The 18,596-nt window shown below is 49.1% G+C and carries 14 protein-coding genes and 1 other RNA gene; 4 read left to right on the top strand and 11 right to left on the bottom strand.

The genetic code is table 11. The features are described 5' to 3' along the window. Window positions 1-55: 55 nt before the first annotated feature. The gene (locus T497_RS0100970; RefSeq protein ID WP_028514000.1) at window positions 56-2,770 is read right to left on the bottom strand and encodes a hypothetical protein; all 2,715 of its coding nucleotides are present in this window, start codon (window positions 2,768-2,770) and stop codon (window positions 56-58) included. 123 nt (window positions 2,771-2,893) lie between these two features. Then, the gene (locus tag T497_RS0100965; RefSeq protein WP_028513999.1) at window positions 2,894-4,993 is read right to left on the bottom strand and encodes an efflux RND transporter permease subunit; all 2,100 of its coding nucleotides are present in this window, start codon (window positions 4,991-4,993) and stop codon (window positions 2,894-2,896) included. Window positions 4,994-5,482: 489 nt separating this feature from the next. Between T497_RS0100965 and T497_RS0100960 the strand changes: the two genes are divergently transcribed. After that, a complete protein-coding gene (locus T497_RS0100960; protein ID WP_028513998.1) occupies window positions 5,483-6,094 on the top strand; it encodes a TetR/AcrR family transcriptional regulator in 612 nt (203 codons plus the stop codon). A 63-nt stretch (window positions 6,095-6,157) separates the two neighbouring features. Here T497_RS0100960 and T497_RS0100955 read toward each other — a convergent pair whose 3' ends face one another. From T497_RS0100955 to ffs, 9 genes are all read right to left on the bottom strand, one after another. Next, window positions 6,158-7,498, bottom strand: coding sequence for an MATE family efflux transporter (locus T497_RS0100955; RefSeq protein ID WP_028513997.1), 1,341 nt, complete (start codon window positions 7,496-7,498; stop codon window positions 6,158-6,160). A 349-nt stretch (window positions 7,499-7,847) separates the two neighbouring features. Continuing rightward, window positions 7,848-9,152 (bottom strand): UDP-N-acetylglucosamine 1-carboxyvinyltransferase, encoded by a 1,305-nt coding sequence (locus tag T497_RS0100950; protein WP_028513996.1) that lies wholly within the window; start codon window positions 9,150-9,152, stop codon window positions 7,848-7,850. A gap of 111 nt (window positions 9,153-9,263) precedes the next feature. Further along, window positions 9,264-10,778: a peptidylprolyl isomerase gene (locus T497_RS18900; protein ID WP_080693255.1), complete on the bottom strand. Its 1,515-nt coding sequence runs from the start codon at window positions 10,776-10,778 to the stop codon at window positions 9,264-9,266. Window positions 10,779-10,980: 202 nt separating this feature from the next. Next, window positions 10,981-11,787 carry a peptidylprolyl isomerase gene (locus T497_RS0100935; protein ID WP_028513995.1) on the bottom strand — a complete coding sequence of 269 codons (807 nt, stop codon included), beginning with the start codon at window positions 11,785-11,787 and terminating at the stop codon, window positions 10,981-10,983. Window positions 11,788-11,950: 163 nt separating this feature from the next. Then, a complete protein-coding gene (recR, locus tag T497_RS0100930) occupies window positions 11,951-12,553 on the bottom strand; it encodes a recombination mediator RecR (protein WP_024861208.1) in 603 nt (200 codons plus the stop codon). A 6-nt stretch (window positions 12,554-12,559) separates the two neighbouring features. Next, entirely contained in the window at window positions 12,560-12,910 is a 351-nt protein-coding gene (locus T497_RS0100925) for a YbaB/EbfC family nucleoid-associated protein (protein WP_028513994.1), read from the bottom strand. 306 nt (window positions 12,911-13,216) lie between these two features. Further along, window positions 13,217-14,827, bottom strand: a complete 1,611-nt coding sequence (gene dnaX, locus T497_RS15415; RefSeq protein ID WP_037324136.1) for a DNA polymerase III subunit gamma/tau — start codon at window positions 14,825-14,827, stop codon at window positions 13,217-13,219. A gap of 13 nt (window positions 14,828-14,840) precedes the next feature. Beyond that, window positions 14,841-15,734, bottom strand: a complete 894-nt coding sequence (locus T497_RS0100915) for a tetratricopeptide repeat protein (protein ID WP_028513993.1) — start codon at window positions 15,732-15,734, stop codon at window positions 14,841-14,843. A gap of 37 nt (window positions 15,735-15,771) precedes the next feature. Further along, window positions 15,772-15,870: signal recognition particle sRNA small type (gene ffs / locus T497_RS17885), an RNA gene on the bottom strand. Window positions 15,871-16,322: 452 nt separating this feature from the next. Here ffs and T497_RS0100910 point away from each other — a divergent pair. The 3 genes from T497_RS0100910 to T497_RS0100900 all read left to right on the top strand — a co-directional run bounded on the left by T497_RS0100910 (window position 16,323) and on the right by T497_RS0100900 (window position 18,571). Next, on the top strand, window positions 16,323-17,297 hold the full coding sequence (locus tag T497_RS0100910; RefSeq protein WP_028513992.1) for a glycosyltransferase family 2 protein: 975 nt from the start codon (window positions 16,323-16,325) through the stop codon (window positions 17,295-17,297). A 343-nt stretch (window positions 17,298-17,640) separates the two neighbouring features. Then, window positions 17,641-18,021: a hypothetical protein gene (locus tag T497_RS0100905; protein ID WP_028513991.1), complete on the top strand. Its 381-nt coding sequence runs from the start codon at window positions 17,641-17,643 to the stop codon at window positions 18,019-18,021. A gap of 1 nt (window position 18,022) precedes the next feature. Continuing rightward, window positions 18,023-18,571: a transposase gene (locus T497_RS0100900; protein WP_028513990.1), complete on the top strand. Its 549-nt coding sequence runs from the start codon at window positions 18,023-18,025 to the stop codon at window positions 18,569-18,571. Window positions 18,572-18,596: the final 25 nt, after the last annotated feature.

Raw genomic sequence — 18,596 nt, 5'->3', positions numbered from 1 at the left:
AGTCCATACGGACTGCCTTTTTTGTGGAACGGCGAGGGCGCCGTTCCCTACATTATTACTTAGCTCCGTCTACCAGATAGATGAACTTGACGCTGCCGTCCATTTTATCCGAGATGCCTGAGTAGCTGTTGTACTCCTGTGAAGCCTCTCTCAGCGCCTTGAATGTGTCTATCATCTCAGGAAGAGCCTTGTCAACTGCACCTGTGAGAACTGATATGCCCTCGTCGTTGAACTTGACCATACCGTCGTTGAGCTCCTTTGCGCCGTCCTCCAGCTTCTGAGTGCCGTCAGCAAGAGTCTTGCCGCCTTCCTTTAATGTGCCGATACCGTTGTACAGAGCCACAGAGCCGTCCGAAAGCTTGCCTGCGCCGCCGCTGAGAAGCTTTATGGAATCGTACAGAGTCCTTGCACCGCCGCTGAGCTGTGAGCTGCCGCCATAGAGCTGTGCAAGTCCGCCGTCAAGGTCTGCTGCTCCTGTGCTGAGCTGTCCAAGACCGCCGTTAAGTGTGAGTGAACCCTGTGCGAGCTGTGCAAGACCGCTGTCCAGAGCTGCTGCGCCGTTTGAGAGCTGTCCGATACCGCCGCTGAGGTCAACCGCGCCTGCCGAGAGCTTGCCAAGACCTGCGTTGAGTGTGGTGTTTCCGCCGCTGAGCTGTTCAAGTCCCTTTACGAGGGAGTCCAGACCGCCTATGAGCTGACCGCTGCCCCCTGCGAGAGTACCGATACCGCCGTCAAGTGCAGCCGCGCCTGTGCTCAGGTCTGCCGCGCCCTTTGAGAGCTGTGCTGTAGAGCCTGAGAGCTGTGAAGCTCCTGCTGCCAGTGCCTTGCCGCCCTCGTCAAGCTTTGCAAGTCCCTGCTGTAATGCCGCTGAGCCGCCCTGTGCAGCTTCAAGACCTGTGCTGAGCTGTCCAAGTCCGCCGCCAAGCTGTGCTGCGCCGCTCTTTACGGAAGCCGCACCTGTGCTGAGAGCTCCACCCTCTGCCATAGAAGCCGCTATCTGCTTCTGACCGTCGATAGTCTGCTGTAATGTGCCTATTGCCACCGCAAGCTCCTGTGAAGGAGACTGCTGATATAATGCCTGCAATGCTGCAAGAGCCTGCTCGTTTGCTGTGATAGTTGTGTCAAGAGAAGCTCCTGCCTGTGCGATACCGTCGCTGAGCTGTGAAGCTCCTGCTGTGAGAGCGTCAGCGCCGCTTACCAGTGAAGCCGCGCCTGTCTTAGCGCTTGCAATACCCTCTGCAAGGCTGTCTGCGCCGCTCTTTGCAGAGCCTATGCCTGTTGACATCTGTCCTGCGGACTCGCTGAGCTTTGCAGCTCCGTCGTTAAGTGCAGCCGCACCTGTGGAAAGCTTAGCAGAGCCGTCCTTGACCTGCTTGCTGCCGTCTGTGAGCTTGCCAACGCCGCCGCTGAGTGTATCTGCGCCTGTTTTGAGAGCTGCTGCGCCCTCGTTTACCTTTGTGAAGCCCTCCGTCATAGCGTCTGAGCCTGTCTTTGCGTCCTTGAGACCGCTGCTGAGAGCGTCTGCGCCTGCGCTTACCTTGCCGAATCCGTCGACCAATGCCGCAGAACCGTTCTTTGCAGAGCCTATACCCTCTGAGAGCTGTGCTGCGCCGCCGCTTACCTGACCGATACCGTCCTTTAACTTAGCAGAGCCGTCCTTTGCGCTGCCGAGACCTGCGGAGAATTTGCCTGTGGAATCCGAGAGAGTCTTAGCTCCGTCAGCCAGCTTCTTAGCGCCGTTATTCAGGTCTGCCGCACCGTTTTTGAGCTCCGCAGAGCCCGATAATAACTTGTCGATACCGCTTGTAAGGTCGCCTGCGCCGCCGTTGAGCTTCTTGACGCCGTCATAGAGTGAAGCTGTACCGTCGGTGAGCTTCTTTGCGCCGTCACTGAGCTCCCTGAGCTTGCCCATAACGTCGTCTATGTCAACTGTCTCGTCAAGATCCAGCTGTGAGAATATCTCGTTGGATACCACTGTAACAGAGGTGTTCATCTCGAAGCCTCTTACGTCTGCGGAAAGCTCGAAGCTCTCGGGGATATCAACGTCCATGCCCTCTATCCTGCCGAGGTCAAGGCTCTCGCCCAGACCTGGGAATGCCATGCCCACAACGATGAGCTTTTCGCCGTCTGAGATGACCTTGCCGTTTGTGACCTCTACGTTGAGGTACTTGTCAGTGCTGAGCAGAGCCGCACTTGCAGCCATGAAAGGAGTATATATCTCCTTGTCAGTGCCGCCTATCTTCTTTGTGACCTTCTGGTTGTTCTTGTATGTCCAGCGGATAACAAGGTGTCCGCTCTTGCCTACGATACTCTCGGGAGTTACCTTTTTGCCGTCGAGGAAGTACTCCATAGTAACATCAACGGGCAGGTCCTTTTTGCAATTGCCCTTGTAGTAGATGTCGTCGCCGTCAGCATTCCAGCTTATCTTACCGTCCGATACCTCAAAGGTCTCGTCGCCCTTTACATTGACGATGTCGCTGAGGTCGGATATATCGGAAATGCTTGACAGTGCGGGAGCGTTCTTCAGCCAGTCGCTTACGACTACGTTCTTGACGGAGGAATCGCTGTTGCAGAGGACGTAAACCGTCTCGTCCTTGTAGGCGTTCTCGCCGTTGTCGGCTCTTGAAGCGCTTTCCGCTGTCTCTTTTTTCTCCTTGACCTGAGGAGCTTCCTGCTCCTTGCCGCTGTTTGCGTATGCTATAGAGCCTGTAGCGCCCGCGGAAACTGCCGCAGCTACAAGTGCTGCCATTATCTTATTTAGCTTTTTCATATCTATCTCTCCTTTATATGTGTATGTGTTACAATTTAGATACGGCTTAATGCGCGGAATAATAATCGTGCTCCACAAGAAGTGAAACGCGAAAATGCCTGCGGGGGCTCCCCGCTGAAGCCATTAAGCGTTTTTGAATCTGTATGTGTACTTTTCTGCCTTTGGCAGGAAGCCTGCGCTTGTCTTGCAGATAAGCTTATCAAATACCATGAACATTGACGGCAGTGTTACTATAACTACCACCATTGAGATAAGCGCACCTCTTGCAAGGAGCATACACAGCTCCGAGATAAGTCCGATATCCGAGTAAACGGCAACACCTACTGTAGCAGCAAAGAAGCCCAGAGCCGATGTGATTATGGACTTTATGGAAGTGCTGAGAGCGATGCCCACTGACTCCTTTTTGTCCTTGCCGCTGTGTCTCTCGGTGCGGTATCTTGTGGTCATGAGTATCGCATAGTCAACTGTCGCGCCAAGCTGTATGGTTCCTATTACTATAGGAGCTATGAACGACAGCGTTGAGCCTGTGTAGTAGGCTGTGCCGAGGTTTATCATAATAGCCAGCTCGATGACCGATACAAGTATCACAGGGAGCGATATGGACTTGAAGGTGAATGCTATGATAAGGAATATAGCGCCTATGGAAAGAAGATTTACTACCTTGAAGTCCCTGTCGGTGATAGTAATGAGATCCTTTGTTGCAGGAGCTTCACCGATAAGCATACTGTCGGGATCGTACTTATGTGCGATATCGTCTATCTTGCCAACCTGAGCGTTTACCGCGTCGGAGGCTATCTCGTACTCAGAGCCGATAAGCATAAGCTGCCATTCGTCGCTCTTGAGGACGCTTCTTATCTCGTCTGGAACGACCTCCTCGGGAACAGCCGAGCCAACCAGTGAATTGAAGCCTGCTGCGAACTGAACGCCGTCAACGTCCTTTATCTCGCCGAGCATCTTGTTTGCGTCCTTAGCGCTCATATCCGACTTGACCATGAGGATATGGGTGCTGTTCATGCCGTACTCCTCAGCCAGCTTTGTATTGGCGATAACGCTGTCCAGATGCTTTGGCATGGTGCTGTCCAGCTTGTAGTAAACGCTGTAGTGGTTATTGCCGTAAAGAGCAGGTATAAGAACTACGATAGCCGCTGTAAGGAATATCCATGAGTTCTTGACGATAAATGAAGATGTGCGCTTGAAAGCAGGTAAGAAATCCTTGTGTGAGGTCTTTGCTATAGCCTTGTCAAAGAGAAGTATCATTGCAGGGAGCACTGTTACGCAGGAGATAACGCCGCATACAACGCCCTTTGCCATTACGATGCCAAGGTCAAGGCCAAGTGTGAATGTCATGAAGCACATTGCAAGGAAGCCTGCAACTGTTGTGAATGAGCTTCCCACGACTGATGTGATAGTAGCCGCGATAGCGTGTGCCATTGCGTCCTGATTGCTGTTCGGGAAGTACTTCTGCTGTTCCTTGTAGCTGTGCCACAGGAATATTGAGTAGTCCATCGTAACGCCAAGCTGCAAGACCATTGCAAGAGCCTGTGTTATGAACGATATCTCTCCAAGGAGGATATTTGTGCCGAGGTTCCAGACTACCGCGAAGCCTATGCTCAGCATAAAGAATACGGGTATCAGGAACGAATCCATAGTCACCATAAGCACGATGCTTGTGAGTATCGCCGCGATGACCGCATATATGAGCGTCTCATTCTCTGTGATATTTTTCATGTCAAGGGTTATGGCAGACATACCGCTGACGAAGCACTGATTTGAGGCTATTCCTCTTATCTCCTCAACAGCGTTCAGTGTTGAGTCCGCCGAGGTGGTATCGTCAAAGAATACCGCCATCATGGTGTTGTCGCCCTTGTTGAAGAAGTCGTAGATATCCGCAGGAAGTATCTCCTTCGGGATAGTACAGCCTGTCATGGACTGGTAGCAGACAACGTTTGAAACGTGGTCGACAGCGGCTATCTTATCGGCAGTCGCCGCCACGTCCTTGTCGCTCATTCCCTCCACCATTACAAGGGAGAAGCCGCCGTTTCCGAATTCATCTTTCAGGATATCCTGTCCCACCATAGTGTTTATATCCTTTGGCAGATAGGATAGTATATCGTAGTTTACACGAGTTTTCAGATAGCCCATTGCTGAGGGCAGAAGCATTACCACGCCGAATATAAGTATCAGTACGCGGTGCTTGGCTATCCATTCACCGAATTTCAGCATATTATCGATCCTTTCTTTATGATTTTACGAGCATATATTGAAAGTCCGCCAGCCGTTATACCTTTAGGAGAATAATCTTAACTGCTTTGGGAAAGGAAACAGAAAGAGGAAATTGCTCGGCGGACATTCAATATATGCCCGTTTATCGTTGTTATTACATAGTATATTACAAAAATGACCAATAGTCAACCGTGAAAATATAAAAAACTGACTTCTGGTCATATTTTTGTATACCTGCACAAATACGGCTTGATTTTTTCGTGACCGTTAGTCACTTTTATGCCCTTGACAGGCTCTATTTTTCGGGCTATAATAAATACAGCGCAAAGTTCAGAGTTGAGAATTGAGAGTTGAGAGTTAAAGTGTTCACTCACATTATTATGAAACTCTCACCATAAACGACTCTATAATTTTCAACTCTAAACTCTCAACTCTTAACTAAATCCAAAATTGAAAAGCGATTTCGGATTTGCAGAAAGGTGTGTACTAATGGGAAAGGTCGATACAAACAAAAAGCTCAAGGAAAACTCACTGCTGAAAACTGCATTCGAGTTTTTTACCACAAAGGGCTTCAGCAAGACTTCCATAACAGACATCGTCAGTAAGGCAGGAGTTGCAAAGGGCACCTTTTACCTATACTTCAAGGATAAATACGACATAAGGAACAAGCTCATATCCCATAAATCCAGCCAGCTTTTCAAAAAAGCCATAGCTGACCTTGGGGACAAGCTGGACGCTCTCCCATTTGAGGAAAAGATAATAAAGGTCAGCGACCATATCATAAATCAGCTCAACGAGAACCAGTCCCTGCTCACATTCATATCCAAGAACCTGAGCTGGGGCATATTCAAGACAGCTATCACTTCGCCTGTTTCCGATGACGACGTGGACTTCTCCAGCATATACGAGAAGCTCCTTTCGGAAGCTCCCAAGGGCATAAAGGACCCCGAAATAATGCTGTTTATGATAATCGAGCTTGTGAGCTCAACCTGTTATTCGGCGATACTCTACAAGGAGCCATGCTCACTTGAAAAGCTCAAGCCCTATCTGTACAATAATATAAGAATGATGATAGCACAGCATGAGGGGAATACGAAGTAAATAGTGAGTAGTAAATAGTAAAAGGCGAACCGAACGGTTCGCCTTTCTTTTGTAGGGGCTGATTTAGCGCGTAATGTTCTTAGCCCATTTATACTTCATGTAATGTTTGTATACAGCAGGTATTTTCACGAACTCGTCCAGAGTTAGTATGAATGCTACTGCAAGAACGGGTAATTTCAGCAGGAAAGCCGCTATCATACCCATGGGGACTACCACGCACCAGAGCGTCACTATGTCGCATATCATGCCGAATTTCGTATCTCCGCCGGCAGGGAAGATACCGCCGATAACAGTGGAGTTCAGCGCGTTTCCGATGATATAGTAAGCCGCCATGAACATCATATACTTCAGGTAATACTGCGCCTGCTCGTTGAGAGTTATTACTTTAAGGATAAACGGCGTCAGCGCAAGTATGACCACTCCCGAGCCTGCACCGATAAGAAGTGAAAGCCGCACGAATTTTCCGCCAGCCTTTTTGGCTTCGTCTAACTCGTTCCTGCCCAGCATACCGCCGATAACTATGCCTACACCGGCGGCAATGCCCCAACAGAGGCTCGCTATCATGCTGCGGACTATGCTGGCTATGGAGTTCGCCGCTACAGCGTCGCTGCCAAGTCTGCCCATGATGACCGAGTACATGGTGACACCGCCGCCCCAGCCAAGCTGATTCAGCAGAAGCGGCAGGGTATATTTTATGTAGTCCTTGTGCAGAACGGCTTCATTAAGATGAAACAGCATACCCACACGCAAAGGCGGACATTTGCCGCGAAGCATTACTACAAGAATAAACACGCACTCAAAGGCTCTCGCAAGGACTGTCGCCAGAGCCGCGCCCGAAATGCCCATTCTCGGAAAAGGTCCGATGCCGAAGATAAGCAGCCAGTTCACCACAATGTTGAATATAACGGAAAGGCTGCCGATAAGGGAGCTGAGCCCTGCGCAGTCGCAGACCTTCATAATGCCGAAATACGCCTGTGAGAAGCCTGCCAGTACGTATGACAGGGCAACGGTGCGGAGATAAACTCCGCCGAGACGTATCAGCTCGGGCTCGTTGGTGAAGAAGCGCATAATGTACTCGGGAAAGAACAGAGCTCCCAGAGTAAAAACAGCTCCCACAAGGAGAGAGTATCGCATTGTAAGAGCGAGTACCTTCTCGACAGTGGTGTGGTCATTTTTGCCCCAGTACTGAGCCGCAAGGACGTTGCAGCCCGATATGAACGCCATGAAAAACAGGCTGTACACAAAGGCGACCTGACCTGCCAGCGACGAAGCCGACAATGAGTCCTGATCCATAAAGCCCAGCATAAAGGCGTCCGAAGCCGATACCAGCGACATCATGAAATACTGGAAAGCTATGGGCGTTACTATGGTGAATAATTTTTTGTATATACTTTTATCTTTCATAAATCTCCTTTTTCTTATGTGGCGATTATATTACTTGCCGAGCCCATGAATGGGATTCCAAAGGGACTGTGTTCCTTTGGCAGAGTCCAGAGGCAGCGCCTCTGGTGGGGTGTGGGGCAAAGCCCCACAGTTACAAAGCGCTCCGCAAGGGGTGAATTCAAAAACAGTCCGGTGGACTGTTTTTGAAGAGGGGACGCCCTGCAAGAGAGGGCGTCCCTTAACGGGCGGATATTATCCGCCCCTACATTAGGTCATTTAAGGCTATTTCGTAAGGCACGGACGCACACTGTGCGCCCCTGCAAAATGACGAAAAAGCTGCCGCACATCTGTGCAGCAGCCATATTGCTTATTAAACAGCAGCCTTATCGTTTTCGGGCTTTGTTTCCTCAGCCTTATCAGGTACGCTCACCTTTTCGATATCAGCGCCCAGCGCACGAAGCTTGCCCTCCATGCAGTCATAACCTCTCTCGATATGGTAGATATCCTCTATCTCGGTAACGCCGCTTGCAGCAAGTCCTGCGATTATCAGCGCAGCGCCTGCTCTCAGGTCGCAAGCCTTTACGGGAGCTCCCATAAGCTTGCCTGTGCCCTCGATAAGAGCAACCTTGCCGTTTACTGTGATATCTGCGCCCATTCTTCTGAGCTCGTCAACATAGCGGAAACGCTGTTCCCAGATATTTTCGGTGATAATGCTTGTCCCCTCTGCAAGACAGAGAAGCGTAGCTATCTGAGACTGCATATCAGTAGGGAATCCGGGGTGCGGAGCTGTCTTGATGTTGGTCTTTACAAGAGGACCGTCAACCCATACTCTGATACTATCGTCGAACTGTTCTATGTTCACGCCGATCTTTTCAAGCTTCTTTGTGATCGACTCAAGATGTTTCGGGATTACGTTCTTTATGAGCACATCGCCCTTTGTAGCGGCAACTGCAACCATGAAAGTGCCTGCCTCTATCTGGTCGGGGATAACAGCGTAGGTAGTACCGTGGAGGTGCTCGACGCCTCTTATCTTGATAACGTCTGTACCTGCGCCCATGATGTTAGCTCCCATAGAGTTGAGGAAGTTTGCAAGGTCAACGATATGTGGCTCCTTAGCCGCATTCTCGATGATTGTGAGTCCCTCTGCCTTTACAGCCGCCAGCATAGCGTTCATAGTAGCTCCGACAGTGACAACGTCGAAGAATATCTGATTGCCGCTGAGCTTATTTGCAGTAAGGTCTATCATGCCCTGACTGAGACTGTAATTCGCACCGAGAGCTGTGAAAGCCTTTAAATGCTGGTCGATAGGACGGTCGCCCAATGGACATCCGCCGGGCATGGAAACTCTTGCCTTATTGAATTTTCCGAGGAGCGCTCCAAGGAAATAATACGAAGCACGCATCTTTCTTGCATACTCATAAGGTACGCAGAACTTATCTATTGTAGTAGGATCGATCCTGTAGGCGTCCTTGCCTATATTCTCGACCTGTGCACCCATTTCTTTAAGGATCTGGATACAGATTCTGACATCGCTGATGTAGGGCACATTTTCTACGATACATGGTTCATCTGAAAGAATAACTGCGGGAAGAATAGCTACAGCCGCATTCTTGGCACCGCTTATTGTGACTTCACCCTCAAGGCGTCTTCCGCCTTTTACAACAAACTTATCCAAATATTTTCTCTCCTTATTTTTCGGGTATCTTTATCTTTTCCCGAATTTCTTTCTTTTGTTCCCCGGCATAAGACGCCGGCAATTTACACAATTTGGGATTTTGCTGAATTATTAGTTTTTATCGTAATCGGAAATATCAAAGCGGACGGGCTCGTCCTTATATTCCGAAACCTTAACGTACTCTATGGTAACGTCCTTGGTTGGCTTACTGCTGTCGTCTACCTCAACGTTCTGGACATCGAATACGATATCAAGTCCGTCGAATACCTGACCGAAGATAGTATAATTTCCGTCAAGCCACGGAGCGCCGCCGTTCTTTGAGTATATCTCCTTTTCGTTTTCGGTAAAGAAATAACCGCCGTCTTCCAGCTGTTTTATCTGGTCTGCGTCATACTTCTGACCTGTAACGATGTAGAACTGACTTCCGCTTGAAGCAGTAGAACCGCTGTTTGCATATGCAACAGCTCCTGCGGCATGGATAAGGTGAGAATCTGCACCGTCGTCAAAGCCCTTTTCGTATATGGACTCGCCGCCTGTACCGTCGCCCTTGGGATCGCCGCCCTGTATCATGAAGTCCTTGATAACTCTGTGGAATGTAAGGCCGTCATAATAGCCCTTTTCAGCGTGTTCAAGGAAGCTTGGAACACCCTTTTCCGCATACTCGGGGAAGAGCTTTATCTTTATCTCTCCGTCATAGCCCTTGAGCTTCATGGAAACTACCTTTTCGCCCTCTCTCGGAGCTGTAAAGTTGGCTATTGAGAGATTTTCCTTGCCTGTAGCCTGTCTGATAGCCTCGCCGTCGAACTTTTCGTACTCGTCGAGATACCAGTGTATATCCTCGCCGTTATACTCGCCTACAGTAACGGATTCAACGATAACGTCCCTGAAGGGCTTGCTGTTCTGAGCGTCTACCGCTACGTTCTGTACCTTGAATATAACATCGAGTCCGTCGATGACCTGACCGAAAACGGTATAACCGCCGTCCAGCCACGGCGCACCGCCGACCTTTTTATATATAGCCTTTGCGTTGTCGGAGAAAGCATATCCTGCCGCCGCAAAGTCCTCGAAATTCTGATCTGTCGGAACAGTACCTGTTACCACATAGAACTGGCTTCCGTCAGTAGCTGTTCCGCCGCTGTTTGCGTAAGCAAGAGCGCCTGCACAGTGGATAAGGTGGGGATCCGAGCCGCCGTCAAACTTGCCGCCCCAGACGCTTTCGCCGCCCATTCCTGTTCCCTCGGGATCGCCGCCCTGAATCATGAAGTCCTTGATGACTCTGTGGAACTTGAGTCCGTCATAGTAGCCCTTTTTAGCCAGCTCAACGAAGTTCTCAACTCCCTTGTCCGCATATTCGGGGAAGAGTCTGAACTTTACGGCACCGTAATCCTTGATATTCATAGTGATTATGGTATCGCCCTTCTGCGGAGCTGTAAAATTGGCTATATCGACGTTTTCTGCTGTAATGGGCTCTGTTGCCGCCTCTGTAGTACCGATCTCGGCAGAGCTCGATGTACCCGAGGTGTCAGAAGCAGAACCGCCGTTACCCTTGGTATTCTTGCCGCATGATGCAAGAGACGAGAACACAAGAGCCATGCAGAAAATACCTGCAATGATTCTTCTAAACATGATTTCACTCCTTGAAAACGTGAAACTATATGATAGTATGTTCAAAACAGAACAAAAAAACTATGCATTAACTTATACTTCAACTTATATATTATACACCACAAAAACCGTTTTGTAAAGAGTTTTCATAATTTTTTGTATTTTTCAGACAATCAAAGCGGTTAAAACATGGTGATTTCTTCCTAAAAGCAACGGTATACGGTTACTTCTTGGCTTCTTCCTTTGCTTCTTCGGCTGCGGAATATGTGCCGATAGTGACGGTTTTTATCTTCACGTCCTTTACGGGGACTTTATAAACGCCCATTTCCTGCGCTTCGAGACCTGCAAGCTTCTCGACAACGTCCATGCCCTTATAGGTCTGACCAATTACTGTTATCTGCTGTGAGAAATTTGGAACTCCGCCGTGCTCGATAAAGGCGTCGGCAAGCTTTTCGCTCTCGGAATAGTCCTTGAGCTCCTTCTTGAATTCGTCGTTGAATTTCACGGTATTCAGCGTCATGAAGCGGCTTCCGTTGTAATATGTGCCGCCGCCGAGGACTTTCTGTTTGAAGCTCTTCTTGACAGTGGTATTCATGGCAAGAACAGCTCCCTTGAAAGGCCATAAGTCCTGATGAAGCTCTCTCTCCACCAGCTCGTGGGAGTTGTCGTTGGCACTGCCGTTTTTGTTGGGAGCTCCTGCCGCAGAATAAACGCCGCTCTCCGAATGGAAAACGTAGGTGCCGTTATAATAGCCCTGCTTTGCAAGCTCCGTGAAGTTAGCCACGGCGTTGGGGGAATACTGGGGATAGAGCACAAAGCGGTATTCTCCGAGGTCAGTATCCACGATAGCGATAGGATCGCCGTCCTTCGGGGGATCAAGCTGTACCAGCTTCATAGTTTCGGCGTCAATGGTGATGTAGCTGTTATTGCGTGCCATAAGGGTATTGCTGAGCATTACCACCAGTGATGTAACGCCCATTATAAGAGTAAATATTAAAACGAGTCTGACAACATTGTTCTTTTTCAGCATAAAATAGTCCTTTCCTAAGCATATACCCCTTTATTATAACCAAAACTCCTGTTTTTGTCAACCATTTACAGCTATTAGCTGTTCACCCGTCGGTTCATATCGTTTTTCGGGCGGATAATATCCGCCCCTACAAGCTAAAAAAAGTGGGCATTTGCCCACTTTTTTACATATCATTTCGATTTTCCAGCGCCTTGAACAGCGTTACCTCGTCGGCATATTCAAGTATACCGCCCACGGGAAGTCCGAATGCAAGCCTTGTGACCTTTATGCCCATAGGCTTTAAAAGTCCTGCTATATACATCGCCGTTGCGTCGCCCTCTACAGTGGGATTGGTAGCCATGATGACTTCCTCCACACCGCCCTCGGCTATCCTCGCAAGAAGCTCCTTTACGCGAAGCTTATCGGGAGTTATGCCGTCCATAGGGGACAGCAGTCCGTGAAGCACGTGGTACACGCCGCCGTACTCTCTGGTACGCTCAAAGGCTGTAACGTCCTTGGGATTCTCGACTACGCAGATAACGCTCCTGTCGCGCTCGGGATCGTCGCAGATAGGGCAGATGTCCCTCTCCGTGAGATTCTGGCAGCACTTACAGCAGTGAACGTTTTTCTTTGCGTCGATGAGCGCCTTTGCGAAGTCCTCCACCGCCTCGGTATCCATTGACATTACGTGATACGCAAGTCTCTGGGCAGATTTCATGCCGATACCAGGGAGAGAAGCGAACTTCTCCGCCAGTATGACCAGCGGCAGAGCGTTATGATCCGCCATTCTTTATCAGAAAAGACCGGGGAGAGATACTCCGCCTGTGATCTTGCTCATTTCAGCCTCTGTTGTAGTCTCAACGTTGTTGATAGCTTCGTTTACAGCGCTGATGATGAGGTCCTGAAGCATATCTATATCCTCGGGATCAACTACCTCGGGCTTGAGTGTGAGAGACTTGATAGTCTTCTTGCCTGTGATAGTAACTTCAACTGCGCCGCCGCCGGCTGTAGCAGAGAACTCTCTTCCTTCGATATCTTCCTGAAGCTCAGTGATCTGATCCTGCATCTTCTGAGCCTGCTTTATCATCTGGTTCATGTTCTGAGCGCCGCCGCCGTTGATATTCTTAGGTATTCTTGCTTTCATTTTAAAATTCTCCTTTGAAAATATTAGTTTCTATGTTTTATATAAAGCAAATTATTCTTGTTTCAGTCTGTCAATAAACGTATTTTAAGGGAACGCCTTCACTTGCAAGGCGTTCCCTCTCAAAAAACAGTCCGCCGGACTGTTTTTTGATTCACTCTTTGCGAAGCGCCTTCGATATTTGGGCTCTGCCCAAACCCGCCAGAGGCGCTGCCTCTGGACTCTGCCAAAGGAACACAGTCCCTTTGGAATCCCTTTCTTAGGTAAAACCGTTTTTCAAGCTGAACCAAATCATATTTGCTTTTAAACTTACTGATTCTCCACCGCAGTCTCTATCTGGCTGTCCATAGCCTTTTTTATAAGGCTCTCGGCGAGGTTTTTCTGCTCCGCAACAGTTGTGGCGCACCTTGCCTTGATTATGAAGCGCTGTCCCAGCACGTTTGCGATAGCCGCGCCGAGGGAATTCGCGTTCTCCTTGACCTTGAAAAGCTCCATAAAGAAGCGGTTCTGAGCTGTGATAAAGATGTAGTTTCCTGCTGTACCTGCAAAAGAGCCGTCAAGGCTTCCTGCAACGGCAGGGTTGATATTCCTGAACTCGTCGAGGACTTCGTTCCAGCGTTCGCAGGGGATAATGTCCTCGGGCTTGAGCTTCTTGATATCAATGGTGGGAACAATTTTCTCGTCCGCAGGAACGGCGCTTGCTTCAAGCACCTCGGGCTTTTCCTCGGCAGGCTTGCCAGCCGCAGGAACAGCTCTCGGGACGGTGTTTATCTTATCCTCCAACTGTTTTATTTTATCATATATTTCAGAATTGTCAATACTTTCTGTTGTATTCTTTACATTTCCGCAGAGCTTAATGAGGGACATCTCGAACTCTACGCGCTTATTCATAGCCCTTTGCATACGCTCGCGGCACTCCTGCAAAGCTGAGAGCCTGTCCATGACCGTAGGCAGGTCGGACTTTTCTGCGATAGCCTTTAAGCGCTCCAGCTCGTCGGGCATACAAACTATGAGCTTGTCCGCCGTATCGGGAGAAGCCTTTATGAGCATAACGTTGCGGAGCTGTGTTATGAGCTCCTCGCAGAGCCTTGTCAGGTCTTTCGACATATCATAGAGGTCTGCGGTTATGGATAACGCCTTTGGAGTATCGGAGTCCGATACAGCGTCAAGCATATCATAGAGGTAGTCTCTGCCTGCGATACCTGCGGCATTTGAGACAGCCTCGGCGTTGATGACCTCTGCGCACACCGAGCACTGGTCAAGAAGGGATACCGCGTCACGCATACCGCCGTCGGCAAGCTTTGCTATCATAGCCGCGCCGTCCTCTGTGAGGTTCAGGTCCTCCTGCTGAGCGATATAGCTTATTCTGGCGGCAATGTCCTCCGCCTTTATCCTGCGGAAATCGTAGCGCTGACAGCGCGAAACGATAGTTGCAGGTACTTTGTGTATCTCGGTAGTTGCGAGAATGAATTTCACATACGGAGGCGGCTCCTCCATGATCTTCAGCAGGGCGTTGAATGCGCCTGCGGAGAGCATATGCACCTCGTCTATGATGTATATCTTGTATGTGCCGCGCTCGGGAGTATAAACTGCCGCGTCGCGCAGGTCGCGGATATTGTCTACGCCGTTGTTTGAAGCCGCGTCTATCTCAACGATATCGGTAAGAGCTCCGCTGTCTGCGTCGCGGCAGATGTCGCACTCGAGACAGGGATTGCCGTTTTTCATATTGCGGCAGTTGACGGCTTTTGCAAGGATACGGGCGCAAGTGGTCTTACCTGTACCGCGTGAGCCTGTGAAAAGGTATGCATGGGCAGTCTTTCCGCTGATTATCTGGTTTTTCAGAGCTTCTGTGGTGTATTGCTGGGATATGACGTCGTCGAAAGTCATTGGTCGCCATTTGCGGTAAAGCGCCTTGTACACAGCCTTTCCTCCTTTACAGTTTTTTGATGAATTCGTCCTTTTGCAGGGCAACCGTGCCCTTGTAGTATTTTATGAAGTCCACGGGATTGTCTATATTGTGAACTATCGCCAGCTTGTAGAGCTTCTCGGCTTCTTCATAGCGTCCGAGGAGCACGTTTGCGATAGCCGCGCCGCCAAGAGCGTTTGCGTAGTCCTCATGGCGCTCGATAGAATCGTTGAACCATTTGAGAGCGGACTCGCCGTCGTATTCCTTTAAATAGACGTTGCCCATTTCACAGCGGAGCTTATTGCTGTATTTGTAGTCTTTTTCGTCCATGAGCCCCTCATAGATAGCCACAGCACGCTTTGGATCGCCGTTTATGGAGTAGCACCGCGCTATGAAAATAGGGAGCTCGGGAATATAGAAGCCGTTCTCCTGCGCGTTTTTATAGCATATTATAGCGTTGGGATAGGCGTCAAGGATATCGTAGCACCGTCCGCGGTAGAACTCATTTACGGCAGTTTCCTGCTTTGAGAGGCTGTTTTCCTCTCTGCCCAGGTCTGTAAAAGCCTCCAGCGCCATGCGGAAGTTGTTCTTGTGGAAGAGATTAAGCCCTTTCTCGAATCGCCTTGACTTGCGATTTATACCTGTAAAGGCGTTGCCGATGAGGTCGTCGTCGAACTGGTGGAAAATGCTTCTTTTGAATCTGATTATCTCGACAAATGAAAAGCCTATCCATTGCAGGAGAAAAATGACCGCCATATACATGGCCACAAAGGAGAAGGCAGTTTCTTTCTCGCCGAAAAATATCATTGCGGTGAATATTATCAAGGATAATACAAAGGAGGCTGCAAGAGCCTTCGGGATACTGCGCCAGAAACACAGCAGGACGCGCCTTGTCCGTGCTGCCAGTATGGAACGGAACATTCTTATCCCCCCTATGAAAGAAAAATTCCGGAACATAGATGTGCAGGCTTGCTGCGGCACACAACACGCACCGCTTAATGCTGCTCGGTCTCCCGCCTGACATGGTTCACGGGGTCTTGTTGCACAGGGCCCACACATCTATATTTCGGAATTTCACACCCGTTTATACGAGCAGACGATGCTCTTTTAATATGATATCATAAATGTGGGACTTTGTCAAGCAAAAATTATAATATTTAAATCGAGCCCATAACCAGAACTAAGAACTAAGAGCTAAGAACTAAGAATGTAGGGGCTGGCGTCCCCTACAGCCCGTCAGTTCCGTTGCAATTATGGGACGTCGAGGACGCCGTCCCCTACAATTGGTTTTAAATGACCGATTGTAGCCCGTGCCTGACGAAACAGCTCAAAAAAAACAATGCAAACCGTCGGGCGAACGCTGTTCGCCCCTACTATGCACTAATCACTAACAACTAACCACTCAAAAAGCGCAAACTTTCAAATATTATGGGATTTATTGACATATTTCCGCCGCTGTGGTATACTAAAGGCAATTACTGCAAAAAATACCGAAAGGAAAAGACCTAAATGTCTCCCGAAAAACTATATATGGTAGTTCCCTGCTACAACGAGCAGGAGGTGCTCCCCGAGACCTCAAAACAGCTCAAGGCTAAATATACCGCCCTTATGGAGCAGGGACTTATCTCCCGTGAGAGCCGTATCGTGTTCGTCAACGACGGCTCCGCAGACCAGACATGGAGCATTATACAGGAGCTCCACCGCACCGAGCCCCAGTTCTTCTCGGGCATCGACCTCGCCCACAACAGCGGTCATCAGAACGCCGTTCTCGCAGGTCTCATGACCGTCAAGGATATCTGCGATATGTGCATTACCATGGACGCCGACCTGCAGGACGATATCAATACTATCGACGAAATGGTCAGGAAATACTACGAGGGCAATCAGGTAGTATACGGCGTAAGAAGCGCCCGTGATACCGATACTTTCTTCAAGAAATTCACCGCCGAGGGCTTCTACAAGTTCATGAAGGTCATGGGCACGGACGTTATCTACAACCACGCGGATTTCCGCCTTATGAGCAGCAGGGTGCTGCAGGAGCTGGCAAACTTCAAGGAAGTGAACCTCTTCCTCCGCGGAATGGTGCCCCTTATAGGCTTCCAGAACTGCAAGGTCTACTACGAGCGCCATGAGAGAGCCGCAGGCAAGAGCAAGTACCCTCTGAAGCGTATGCTCTCCTTTGCTGTCAACGGAATCACTTCATTCAGCACAAAGCCGCTGAAGCTCATAACAGGTCTGGGACTTATTATGTCCGCAGTCAGCATAATCGCCTTTATATGGGCGTTCATCACGAAGATAGTGGGCTTTACCGAGCACGGCTGGTCAAGCACCATGTGCTCAATATGGCTCATTGGCGGCTTGCAGCTGTTCTGCCTCGGCATAATAGGCGAGTACATAGGCAAAATTTACGCCGAGGTCAAGCAGAGACCGCGTTATATCGTCGCGGAGTTCCTCAGCGATGTGAATGAAAAGGAGAAAAAATAACAGCGAACAGCGCTCATACAGGGCTTTTTTCTCCCTACCCCCTTGACAAACAGCAAAAACTGTGCTAAGATAATGTACATATTATAAAAAACGTTGATGAGGAAGGCTTTTCCGATACCGTTTCAGAGAGCAGCCGCTTGGTGCGAGGCTGCACGGTCAGGATATCACAGCACACCGCCTCTGAGTACGCCCAATAAGCGTCGGGAGCTCCCGTTACAGAGCACTTGAGATACGGAGAAAACTCCGTGTGAATCAGGGTGGAACCACGGTGTATCATCGTCCCTTGTGCCTAATACAGGCGTGAGGGGCGTTTTTTGTTATCTTTTGCAGGGGAGGTGAGATATTGAGCAATATCAGCTACAACAAACAGGAAGAAGCCTTTGAGCTGCCTTATAAGCTCTGGGGCGAGACCATGACTGTCCGCTTCTACGTGGACGACGAAAAGCAGATAATGGATAACCTTTCCTCTATCGCAAAAAAGCTTGCCAAGCTGGACGGCAGCCGCCGTCAGATAGCGGAAATAATAATAGACGAGGGCTACTATGAGGGCTCAGATGCCGACGCTCTTGCGAAGCTTCTGGAGCTCCGCAACGTCCATATAGACCTTGACGACGGAGACGTCATCGTGTGCTTCGATACGGGCACAAATGACGGATATATGCAGAATTTCGTGTACGTCGAATTGTTCGCCGAAATGTTCGAGATAACAGGCTGGGCGGATTGATATGGACAGACCGGTACGAAAGGATATACGCCTCGATAATTACGATTATTCCCGTAACGGCGCATATTTCATTACCATTTGCACCAAAAATAAAATGTGCATTTTCTGGGATAACAACGATAAATATAAACCAATTGCGGACAACCAACCGCCAATCGTAGGGGCGGCGTCCCGCCGCCCGCAAAATAACGATAAAAAAATACATTTATCCGAATATGGAAAAATCGTAAAAAATGAATTGTATAAAATTCCGACGATATATTCAGATATTGTTTTTATTCCCAAATTTGTGATCATGCCTAACCATGTTCATTTGATTCTCGTTGTTAATAATGACAATAATAACGGGCGGCGGAACGCCGCCCCTACAGTATCGAGGATAATGAATCAATTCAAAGGCTGTGTTTCACGGCAATCTGGTTTTTCCGTGTGGCAAAAATCGTTTTACGACCGTGTATTGCGGAATGAATGGGAATACCGCAACGCATGGCAATACATCGAAAACAACCCGATAAATTGGGAGAATGATGAATTATTCTGCAAGGAATAACAGTCATCACACAATTGATACGATA

The organism is Ruminococcus flavefaciens MA2007 (assembly GCF_000621845.1).
Taxonomy (GTDB): domain Bacteria; phylum Bacillota; class Clostridia; order Oscillospirales; family Ruminococcaceae; genus Ruminococcus; species Ruminococcus flavefaciens_E.
The sequence above is the reverse complement of the archived record's forward strand: the minus strand, read 5'-3'. Positions and strand labels throughout refer to the sequence as shown.